At 72.1% G+C, this 10,079-nt stretch carries 8 protein-coding genes; 4 read left to right on the top strand and 4 right to left on the bottom strand.

What is annotated here, in order from left to right:
• The first annotated feature begins 239 nt into the window (after positions 1-239).
• A complete protein-coding gene (locus ACFWGZ_RS35355) occupies positions 240-3,164 on the top strand; it encodes a BTAD domain-containing putative transcriptional regulator (RefSeq protein ID WP_382455940.1) in 2,925 nt (974 codons plus the stop codon).
• A gap of 71 nt (positions 3,165-3,235) precedes the next feature.
• Here the strand turns inward: ACFWGZ_RS35355 and ACFWGZ_RS35350 are convergent, their stop codons facing one another.
• The 4 genes from ACFWGZ_RS35350 to ACFWGZ_RS35335 all read right to left on the bottom strand — a co-directional run bounded on the left by ACFWGZ_RS35350 (position 3,236) and on the right by ACFWGZ_RS35335 (position 6,870).
• Positions 3,236-3,427, bottom strand: a complete 192-nt coding sequence (locus ACFWGZ_RS35350) for a ferredoxin (protein ID WP_382455939.1) — start codon at positions 3,425-3,427, stop codon at positions 3,236-3,238.
• The gene (locus tag ACFWGZ_RS35345; protein WP_382455938.1) at positions 3,424-4,632 is read right to left on the bottom strand and encodes a cytochrome P450; all 1,209 of its coding nucleotides are present in this window, start codon (positions 4,630-4,632) and stop codon (positions 3,424-3,426) included. The genes ACFWGZ_RS35350 and ACFWGZ_RS35345 overlap by 4 nt, the downstream gene beginning before the upstream one ends.
• Positions 4,629-6,224: an ABC-F family ATP-binding cassette domain-containing protein gene (locus ACFWGZ_RS35340; RefSeq protein ID WP_382455937.1), complete on the bottom strand. Its 1,596-nt coding sequence runs from the start codon at positions 6,222-6,224 to the stop codon at positions 4,629-4,631. Before ACFWGZ_RS35340 ends, ACFWGZ_RS35345 begins: the two co-directional genes overlap by 4 nt.
• Positions 6,225-6,333: 109 nt before the next feature.
• Positions 6,334-6,870, bottom strand: a complete 537-nt coding sequence (locus tag ACFWGZ_RS35335) for a TetR/AcrR family transcriptional regulator (protein WP_382455936.1) — start codon at positions 6,868-6,870, stop codon at positions 6,334-6,336.
• Between the two features lie 69 nt (positions 6,871-6,939).
• Here ACFWGZ_RS35335 and ACFWGZ_RS35330 point away from each other — a divergent pair, with 69 nt between their 5' ends.
• From ACFWGZ_RS35330 to ACFWGZ_RS35320, 3 genes are all read left to right on the top strand, one after another.
• Positions 6,940-7,995 (top strand): FAD-dependent monooxygenase, encoded by a 1,056-nt coding sequence (locus ACFWGZ_RS35330; protein WP_382455935.1) that lies wholly within the window; start codon positions 6,940-6,942, stop codon positions 7,993-7,995.
• Positions 7,996-8,193: 198 nt separating this feature from the next.
• Positions 8,194-9,369, top strand: coding sequence for a nitric oxide synthase oxygenase (locus tag ACFWGZ_RS35325; RefSeq protein ID WP_382455934.1), 1,176 nt, complete (start codon positions 8,194-8,196; stop codon positions 9,367-9,369).
• Positions 9,370-9,430: 61 nt separating this feature from the next.
• Positions 9,431-10,079 (top strand): APC family permease (locus ACFWGZ_RS35320; RefSeq protein WP_382455941.1); only part of this gene is annotated, 649 nt, incomplete at its 3' end.

Genomic DNA, 10,079 nt, shown 5'->3' with positions numbered 1-10,079 from the left:
AGGTTGGGCTGCGGATCCCGGCGGCGCCGCGTTCGGAGCGGCACCCCGTCGGGGGCGGCTCCGGCTCTGGTGGTCAGCCGCGGAACTCGGTCCGCGGCACGGTGTCGCTCACGTCGAACAGGCCCAGTAGCAACGCGCGGGCGGCGGTGCAGGTTGTCCCTCCCATGGGCGAGAAGCATCACGTGACCCGCTGACTTTTCGCTGACACGCGCGGTTACCCGCTGGTTAGGATCGGGCGCATGCAGCGGCGGTGGGAGTTCGGAGTTCTCGGATCGTTGCAGGTCATCGACTCCGGGCGACCCGTGGAACTGCGTTCGGCCAAACAACGCGTGCTGCTCGCGGCGCTGCTGATGAAGGCCAACGCGCCGGTTTCGTCAGCCGAGCTCATGGAACACCTCTGGGGCGACAAGCCTCCCGGCGCGGCGCGCGCGACCCTGCAGACCTACGTCATGCGGCTGCGGCAGTCCCTCGACGACGCCGCGGACCGCAAGCTGATCCGCACCTGGCCGACCGGCTACTCGATCCACCTCGACGACGACCAGCTCGACCTGCTGACGTTCCAGCGGCTGCGCGCCGAGGCCCGCCGCGCGCCCGACCCGGAGACCGAGGCCCGGCTGCTCGGCGCCGCCGCGGCGTTGTGGCGCGGGCCCGCCCTCGACCAGGTCTCGTCGCTGCGGATGGAGCAGACCGACGTGCAGCGCCTCACCGAGCAGCGCTGGGAGGTGCTGGAGCGCCGCAACGACGCCGAGCTGCACCTCGGCCGGCACGACCAGGTCGTCGACGAGCTGCGCTCGCTGGTCGCGGAACACCCGCTGCGCGAACGGTTCTGGTTCCAGCTCATGCTCGCGCTGCACCGCGGCGGCCAGCAGGCGCAGGCCCTCGACGTGTTCCGCCGGGCCTGCGAGGTGCTCGCCGACGAGCTCGGCATCGACCCCAACCGGGAACTGCGCGCGCTGCACGCGGAGGTGCTCGCCGGGTCGTCCGCGCCGGTCTCCGTCCAGTCCGGACCGTCCTGGCTGCCGCCCGCGCTGGGGGACTTCTCCGGCCGTGCCGACGAGGTCGCCCTGCTCACCGCCGGGGTGCGCGGCGGGGGCACGTGGACGATCACCGGACCCGGCGGCGTCGGCAAGACCGCGCTGGCGGTCCACTGCGCGCACGCCGTGCGCGACGCGTTCCCGGACGGCCGGCTGCACCTGAACCTGCGTGGCGGCGAACAGCAGCCCGTCGGACCGGCCGCGGCGCTGGACCGGTTGCTGCGCGGCCTCGGCGTGCCCGGTGGTGCCATTCCGTCCACTGTGGAGGATCGCGTCGACCTGTACCGGGACCTGCTGTCGGACCGGCGGGTCCTGGTGGTGCTCGACAACGCGGCCGGCGAGGCGCAGGTGCGGCCGCTGCTGCCGGTGACGCCGTCGAGCGCGGCGCTGGTGACGTCACGGGCGGCGCTCGCGGGGCTGGAGGCGGCGCACGTCGTGCCGCTCGCGGTGCTGCCGCCCGACGACGCGCTCGCGTTGCTGCGGGCCGTGGCCGGCGAGGCCCGGTGCGCCGCGGAACCCGCCGCGGCGCAGGAGATCGTGGCGTACTGCGGCCGGCTGCCGCTGGCCCTGCGGGTGGCGGCGGCCCGGCTGGTCGCCCGCCCGCACTGGCGGCTCGCGCAGCTCGCCGGCCGGTTGTCCGACGAACGCCGCCGCTTCGACGAGCTGGCGCTGGGCGACCTCGACGTGCGGGCCTGCCTGGCGCTGTCCTACGACGGCCTCGACTCCGCACACCGGGAGGCGTTCTGGAAACTGGCGCTGGTCTCCACCCCGGACTTCCCGGCGTGGACGGCGGAGCCGCTGCTCGGCCTCGGCCCCGGCGACGCGGAGGACCACGTCGAGGCGCTCGTCGACGCACGGCTGGTGGAGTGCGCGGGCCGTGACGGGCTGGGCCAGGTGCGCTACCGGCTGCACGACCTGTTGCGCGCCTTCGGCAGGGAGGTGGCCACCGAGGACCCGGCCGTCGCCCTGAAGGCGTTGTTCGAGCAGTGGCTCGACCTCGTGACGCGGGCGGACGCCGGGCTGCCGCACCAGATGATCCGGCTGCGGACCCCGGCGCTGGAGCCGTTCGGTCCCGGCGACCCGGCCGCCTGGTTCGACGCGGAGTGGCAGAACGTCCACGCCCTGGCCGTCCAGGCCGCCGATCTCGGCCTCGGCGCGCAGGCGGCGGAGCTCGCGATCCGGTCGGCGGCGTTCTGCGACCTGCGGGCCCGGTTCGACGACTGGGAGCAGCTCAACGACCTCGGGCTGGCCTGCGCGCCACCGGAGCGCAGGCCCGTTCTCCTGCAGCAGCGGGGGATCCTGCGCGCGCGGCAGCACGACTACGCGGCGGCGTCGGAGGACTTCCGGGCGGCGCGGGAGGGTTTCGCCGCCGCCGGTGACGTGTGGGGCGAGGCCTACGCCTGGTCCGGCACGGGCTGGATGCACGAGTGGGGCGGCCGGTCCGCCGAGGCCCGCGAGGCGCACCGCGAGGCCATGACCCGGTTCGTCGCGGCCGGCAACCCGCACGGCGAGGTCGAGGTCCTGTGCTCACTGGGCGCGATCGAACGGCGGGCGGGCGAGCTCACCGCGGCGTCCGGCTACCTGGAACGGGCGCGGCGGATCGCGGGCGGCCTCGGCGACGAGCAGAGCGAGCTGATGGCGACGCTGGAACTGGGGCGGCTGCACCAGTTCACCGGCGAGCTGGCGGCGTCGGAGGAGCTCCTGAGGTCCTCGCTCGGGGCGGCGCAGAAGCTCGGCGACCCGGACATGGCGGCGAACATCCGGCTGTTCCTCGCGGACACCCTCGTCCGGCTCGACCGGCCCTCGCAGGCCGCGGAGCAGCTGGACCGGGCGTGGGAGTTCTTCGAGTCCCACGACGACCGGCAGGGCCGCATCTGGGTGTGGCGCCTGAGGTCCGGGCTCGCGCCGTCGGCGGAGGAGGCGCTGCGCCTCGCGTCGCTAGCGGTGGACGAGGCCCGCGAGATGGACTCGCCGCCGGAGCTCGGCCGTGCGCTGCGGGTGCTGGGCACCGCGCTCGCGCGCTCCGGCCAGGGCGGAGAGGCCCGCGAGCACTGGCGGCAGGCGGAGGAAACCCTGGTGGCGGCGGGGTTGCAGGGAGAGGCCGACGAGCTGCGGGCCGCTTCCGGCTGACCGCGGCGCGGGCAGTCGTGGGTGCCAGGCGACGGGGCACATGTCGTCGCCTGGCAGCTCTCGGCGGGCGGTCAGCTGACGGTGATGGCTCCTGCCGGGCACAGGCCGGCCGCTTCCTTCGCGGTCGCCTCGTGCTCGGCGTCGGGCTCCTGCACCAGGAGCACCACCGTGCCGTCGTCCTCGCTCTGGTCGAAGAGGTCCGGGTCGGTCAGGACGCACATCCCCGAACCGCAGCACTTCGACTGGTCAACGGAAATCCTCATGACGACCACGCTACTGGCAACGAGTGCACTCCGTAGATCCCCATGTCGGTGCGCAGCGGCACCTCGTCGGGCGCGACGTCGAGCCGCAGGTCCGGGAACGCGGCGAAGAGCTTCGAGAACCCGATCCGCATCTCGATGCGCGCGAGCTGCTGGCCCAGGCACTGGTGGATGCCGTGGCCGAACGCGACGTGCCCGGACGCGGGCCTGCGCAGGTCGAGCTCCTCGGGGTTGCCGGGGAACTTCTCCGGGTCGCGGTTCGCGACCGGCACGTGCACCACCACCGTGTCGCCCGCCCTGATCAGGTGCCCGTCGATCTCCACGTCCTCGGCCGCGGTGCGCGCCGGTCCGAAGTGGATGATCGACAGGTACCGCATCAGCTCCTCGACGGCGTTGTCGAGGACCTCCGGCTCGTCCTTGAGGATCTTGAGCTGGTCGGGGTGCTGCAACAGGGTGAACGTGCCGAGGCCCAGCATGTTCGCCGTCGTCTCGTGCCCGGCGAGCAGGAGCAGCAGCGCCATGTTGGCCGCTTCCTCGTCCGTCGGCTCCCCGGTGGCGAGCAGGTCGCTGATCATGTCGTCGCCGGGCTTCGCCCTCTTGCGGACGATCAGCTCGCCCATGAACTCCTGGATGCGCGCCAGGGCCGCCATGGCCTCCTTGAACGTCGACTCCAGGCTCAGCAGCTTCGCCGTGTCCTCCTGGAAGCGGTGCCGCTCGTCGTAGTCGACCCCCAGCAGCGCGCAGATCACCAGTGACGGCACCGGCATCGCGAACTCCTTGACCAGGTCGGCCCTGCCGTCGAACGACCGCAGGTGCTCGAGCTGGTCGTCGACGATCGTGCCGATCCACTCGGCCAGCTGGTTCATCCGCCGGACGGTGAACTGGCCCTGCAGCATCCGGCGCAGGCGGGTGTGGTCCGGCGGGTCCTGGTTCAGGAACATGCCCGGCTGCACCTCGCGCCGCTCGGGCGGCGCCTCGTCCTGGAACCGGACGTCGAGCAGGTGGTGCTCGTTCGGGTTGGTCGTGAACTTCGGGCTCCCCAGCACCTCCCGCACCTGGCGGTGGCCGGTGACGAGCCAGCCGAGGTGGCCGTCGGAGAACCGCAGCCTGCTGACGCGGGCCTTCTCGCGGATCTCGGTGACCTCGGCGGGCGGGTCGAAGGGGGTCTGGCGGGTGATGGGCAGCTCGTCGGAGATCAGTTCGGTCATCTCGCACACCTCCCAGTGCTCGGCAGAAGACCTGCTTCCGAACCTACATAAATTTCATTACTCCGTGAAGGTGGAGTGAGGGTCGTCGAGGGCCAGGACGCGAAATCTGTCCGCATCTGCCGGTCGTGGGTCGCTACGGCCACGGCGGCGGGCGTGTGCCGCAACGCTTCCGTCAGTTCGTCGACCAAGGCGATCGACAGGTGGTTGGTCGGTTCGTCGAGCAGCAGGACGTGCGGGCCGCTGCTCAGCAGCACCGCCAGGTCGAGCCTCCTGCGCTGCCCGGTGGACAGGCGGGACACCGGCCGGGCGAGGTCCACCGGCGTGAGCAGGCCGAGTTCGGCCGCTCGCGGGCAGAGGTCGGCCGCGAGGGCGTTCTCGTCCTCGAACGCGGACTCCTGGGCCAGCAACGCGACGCGCCCGGTGTGGCGGACCGCGCCGGACGCCGTGGCGAGCCGGCCCGCGAGGACGGCCAGCAACGTCGACTTGCCGGCGCCGTTGGGGCCGGTGACGAGCAGCCGGTCGCCCGCGCCGAGGCGGAGGGGCTCGGTGAGGCGCAGCCGTCCCGGCACGTCGAGCGGGGTGGCGTGCAGCAGGTCGCCGCTCGCCGGGAGCTCCGGCGGGCTGAAGCGCAACGGCGGCGGGGGAGCGGCGACGCGCCGGTCGTCGAGCTCCTCCAGCCTGCGGGCCACGGTGCGCATCTTGTTCGCCGCGCGCGTGGACCGCTTGTGCTTGAACGCGCCCTTGGGCGGCCGCCAGCCGTCCTGCAGCCGCGACCGGGCCCGTTCCACCCTGTCGGCCAGCTCGCCGTGCTCGGCCTCCTTCTGGGCGAACCGCTGCTCCCAGCGCTGCCGTTCGGCGCGCTTGGCCTCCTTGAACGCCCGGTAGCCGCCGCCGTGCAGGTGCACCGCGCCGTCCGGCGCCGGGTCGAGGTCGAGCAGCTGGGTGCAGACGTCGTCCAGCAGCGCGCGGTCGTGGCTCACCAGCACCACCACGCCGTGGTGCTGCCGCAGGCGTTCGGTCAGGAACGCCAGCGCATCCGCGTCGAGGTGGTTGGTGGGTTCGTCGAGCAGCAGGACGTCGGCGCGTTCGGCGAGCAGGCACGCGAGCCGGACGCGGTAGCGCTGGCCCACGCTCAGGCGCGCGAGCGGGGTCGAGCTGTCGTGGCCCGCGTCGAGCGCCTCGAGTGCGATCTCGGCGCGGCGGCCGGCGTCCCACGCCTCGATGGCCTCGGCGTGGGCCAGCGCCCGCTCATAGCGCTGCTCGTCGAAGGGCTCCGCCGCACTGTCCAGTTCGGACAGTGCGGCACGGCTCTCGCGCAGCGCTTCGGCCAGCAGGTCGCCCACCGTCTCGTCTTCGTGGAACGGCATTTCCTGTCGTACGAGGCTCAACGAACCGTGGCGTGCCACGGTTCCCTGGTCCGGCGCCAGGTCTTCGGCCAGCAGGCGGAGCAGCGTGGTCTTGCCGCGGCCGTTCTCGCCGATGACGCCGAGCCGCTGGCCCGCGGAGACCGTCAGCGAGATGCCGTCGACGACGGGTCCGGCCTCGTAGCCCTTGGTGATGTCTTGGGTCGTCAGATGAACGTGCGAACGCACGGGGGATCCTCTTCCGGGTACGCGAAATCAGGACGTGTTGCGCTGGAGGCACACGTCCTGGATCAGAGGTAGAAGACCCCGTACCCGAATCCCATGGAACCCAAGGTACTTACGGCCGCAACGCCTTTTCCACGGCGGCGCGCAGGTCGGCGACGCTCTCCGCGGTGCCCGGCACCGGCCCGAGCGCGCTGCCGGCGCCGACGAGCCGGTAGAAGAGCAGGCCCTCCAGGAACGCCGTGAAGTGCGCGCCCGCCCGTTCCGGGTCCTCGTGGCCGAGCATCCGCGCGAGCGCCGTGGCCTGCTCGCGCGGGGAGTGCTCCAGGATCGACCTCAGCTCGGGGTGGTGCGTGGCCTCCAGCATCGCCGCGTACCGGGCGAGCGTGCGGTCGCGCTCGACGAGCCAGCCGTCGAGAGTCCTCGCGATGCTGCCTGCGACGTCGGCCGGGTCCGGTGCCACGTCGAGGCGCTCCTGGTCGGCCAGCCGCGCCACGAAGCCCTCGACCAGCGCCTTGCGGGTGCGGAAGTACGCGCTGGTGGAGCCCTCCGGCAGGCCGGCCTGCCGGTCGACCGCGCGGTGGGTCAGCCCCCGCATGCCCCGCTCGGCCACCAGCCGGATCGCGGCATCGGTGATCAGGTCTTTTCGCATGTGCCCGCCATCTCTGCTCGGCATGGACTCTACAGGTGTAGATTCCTCTACAGCTGTAGAGGAGGCGGGATGAAGGCGATCGTGGTGGGTGGCGGCATCGGCGGGCTGGCGGCGGCGGTGTCGTTGCGGCGCGTCGGCTGGGAGGTCGAGGTCCGCGAGCGCGCGGCCGCGTTCGGCGAGATCGGCGCCGGTGTGGGCGTGATGCCGAACGCGATGCGCGCGCTGGAGTGGATGGGTGTCGACGACGAAGTGCGCCGGCTGGGCACGCCACGCGTCTCGGGCGGTGTGCGGTCGTCGGACGGACGGTGGCTGGTGCACCTGCCCGATGTCGGTCAGGAGAAGGTCATCGCGATGCACCGGGCCGATCTGCACGGCGTGCTGCTGCGCGCGCTGCCGTCGAAAGTTCTGCTCAACAACGCCGAGGTGTCGAGCGTTGAGGACCTGGACGCGGACCTCGTGGTGGCGGCGGACGGCATCGCCAGCCGCCTCCGCGCGGAGCTGCTGCCCGACGCGCCGGGACCGGTGTACGCGGGGGCCACGGCGTGGCGAGGGGTGGCGCCGGGGCCGTACGACCTGCCCATCTCGCAGACACTCGGCCCCGGCGGTGAAGCGGGCGTCCTGCCGCTGGGCGACGGGCGGGTCTGCTGGTACGTCGCCGCCGTGGCGCCCGCCGGCGCGGACCTCGACCCGCTGGCGTTGTTCGGCGGCTGGCACGACCCGGTTCCGTCGCTGGTGTCCTCGACGCCCGAAGTGATCAGGCATGACATCTATGCGCTGCCGTTGCTGCCGACGTTCGTGTCGGGACGTGTGGCGTTGCTGGGGGATGCGGCGCACGCGATGACGCCGTACCTCGGGCAGGGGGCGTGCATGGCGCTGGAGGACGCGGTGACGCTGGCCGCGTGTAACGGCGACCTCGCGCGGTACGACGCTTTGAGGCGACCGCGAACGCAGGCCGTGTGGCGGGGTTCGCGCCTCGCCGGGAAGTTCGGGATCGGGCTGCGGTCACCGGTCGCGGTGGCTCTGCGCGACCTCGTCCTCCGCGTGGTGCCCTCCGCGGTCGCCGTGAAGGGCATGACGACATTCGCTACGTGGGAAATGCCAACCGAGTTCACTCGATCGGGTTGAATCACCCCGTGACCTAAATCACCGATCAAGGTTTGATTTCGGTGAGGTAACGGTCTGAAATCACTCTTTGTGCCATCCATTGTCACCCGGTTGAGGGATCAAGGACTTCTGAGCGTGTCAGACGTTGCCAGATGATCCAGATGGAGTAGCACCAGAGGCGGTTTCCGCACCACGAAAGCGCGACTACGGTGGCCCGGCATGACCCCCGTCCCGACTGACGCTTTGCCCCGTTCTCTCACGGCGCTTCCCCCGGCGCAGGTCGAGAAACTCGGTGACGTCGACATCGCCGAGGCAGAGGATTTCATCCGCCAGCACCACGCGGAGAACCCGGAGCTGGGTCCCGTCGAGGCCCGGCTCGCCGAGGTCCACGCCGAGATCGCGGCGACCGGCACCTACCGGCACACGACGGAGGAACTGACCTTCGGCGCCCGCGTCGCCTGGCGCAACAGCTCCCGCTGCATCGGCCGCCTCTACTGGCGCAGCCTGAAGGTGCGCGACCTGCGCGAGGTGTCCGCCCCCGCCGCCGTGGCGAAGGAGTGCGTCGAGCACCTGCGGGTCGCCACGAACAAGGGCAAGATCCGGCCCGTCATCACGGTCTTCGCCCCCGCCGAGCCCGGCACGAACGCCCCGGTGGTCCACAACGAGCAGATCATCCGCTACGCCGCCTACCGGGGCGCCGACGGCGGGGTGCTCGGCGACGGCCGCAACCTGGCGCTGACCGAGCTCGCGCTCAGACGCGGCTGGCAGCCACCCGTCATACGTGGCCCGTTCGACGTGCTGCCGCTCATGGTGTCCTGCGAGGGGCACGAACCCGCGCTGGTGTCCATCCCCGGCGACGCGGTGCTCGAGGTCCCGCTGTCGCACCCCGACCTGCCGTGGCTGGGCGCGCTCGGCGTGAAGTGGCACGCCGTCCCCGCGATCAGCAACATGCGCCTGCGCATCGGCGGGATCGACTACCCGTCGGCGCCGTTCAACGGCTGGTACATGGGCACCGAGATCGGCGCCCGCAACCTCGCCGACCACGACCGGTACGACCTGCTGCCCTACATCGCCAAGCGGATGGGCCTGGACATGTCGTCGGAGGCGACGTTGTGGCGCGACCGGGCTCTGGTCGAGCTCAACCGCGCCGTCCTGCACTCGTTCGGCGAGGCCGGGGTCACGATCACCGACCACCACACCGAGTCGAAGAGGTTCCTGACCCACCTGGAGAAGGAGGAGGCGGCCGGGCGCCCCTGCCCCGCGGAGTGGTCCTGGATCGTGCCCCCCGTGTCGGGCGGGCTCACCCCGGTCTACCACCGCTACTACGAGACACGTGAACTGCTGCCGAACTTCTTCCCCGCGGCGCAGCCCACCGGATGTCCTGTTCCACACTGACCGGGTGCAGCTCACCCGCAGCCTCGGCCTGACCGACGCCGTCTTCGTCGGGCTCGGCTCGATGATCGGCGCGGGCGTCTTCGCCGCGTTCGCCCCGGCCGCCGCGGCGGCCGGGTCCGCTCTGCTCGTCAGCCTCGTCGTCGCGGGCGTGATCGCCTGCTGCAACGCGTTGTCGAGCGCCTGGCTCGCCGCCCGGTACCCGCAGTCGGGCGGCACGTACGTCTACGGCAGGGAGCGCCTCGGGCGCGTCTGGGGCGACCTGGCCGGGTGGGCGTTCGTGCTGGGCAAGACGGCGTCGTGCGCGGCCATGGCGCTGACCGTCGGCACCTATGCCGGCCTGCCCAGATCCGGTGCTGTGGCGGCGGTCGTGGCGCTCACCGCGCTGAACCTGACCGGTGTCCGGAAGTCCGCGCTGGCCACCCGGCTGATCGTGGTCGTCGTGCTGCTCGTGCTGGCCACGACCGCGGTCACCGCACGCGACGCCGTGCAGCCGGCGGAGTTCCTGCCCTCAGGAATCCTTCCTGCCGCCGCGCTGCTCTTCTTCGCGTTCGCCGGCTACGCGCGCATCGCCACTCTCGGAGAGGAGGTTCGCGAACCCCAACGGACGATTCCTCGTGCCGTGGTCATCTCGTTGGCCATCACGCTGGTCGTCTACGCGGTCGTCGCCCTGGTGTCCCTGAAGGCGTTGGGCGCCGGGCTCTCCTCCTCGA

Origin of the sequence: Lentzea sp. NPDC060358 (genome assembly GCF_042725365.1) — a bacterium.
Lineage (GTDB): Bacteria > Actinomycetota > Actinomycetes > Mycobacteriales > Pseudonocardiaceae > Lentzea.
The sequence above is the reverse complement of the archived record's forward strand: the minus strand, read 5'-3'. Positions and strand labels throughout refer to the sequence as shown.

What these genes read in the sequence shown, in the direction of transcription:
- ACFWGZ_RS35355 (WP_382455940.1), top strand. Translation starts at nt 240, where the DNA reads ATGCAGCGGCGGTGGGAGTTCGGAGTTCTCGGATCGTTGCAGGTCATC.
- ACFWGZ_RS35350 (WP_382455939.1), bottom strand. Translation starts at nt 3,427, where the DNA reads ATGAGGATTTCCGTTGACCAGTCGAAGTGCTGCGGTTCGGGGATGTGC.
- ACFWGZ_RS35345 (WP_382455938.1), bottom strand. Translation starts at nt 4,632, where the DNA reads ATGACCGAACTGATCTCCGACGAGCTGCCCATCACCCGCCAGACCCCC.
- ACFWGZ_RS35335 (WP_382455936.1), bottom strand. Translation starts at nt 6,870, where the DNA reads ATGCGAAAAGACCTGATCACCGATGCCGCGATCCGGCTGGTGGCCGAG.
- ACFWGZ_RS35330 (WP_382455935.1), top strand. Translation starts at nt 6,940, where the DNA reads ATGAAGGCGATCGTGGTGGGTGGCGGCATCGGCGGGCTGGCGGCGGCG.
- ACFWGZ_RS35325 (WP_382455934.1), top strand. Translation starts at nt 8,194, where the DNA reads ATGACCCCCGTCCCGACTGACGCTTTGCCCCGTTCTCTCACGGCGCTT.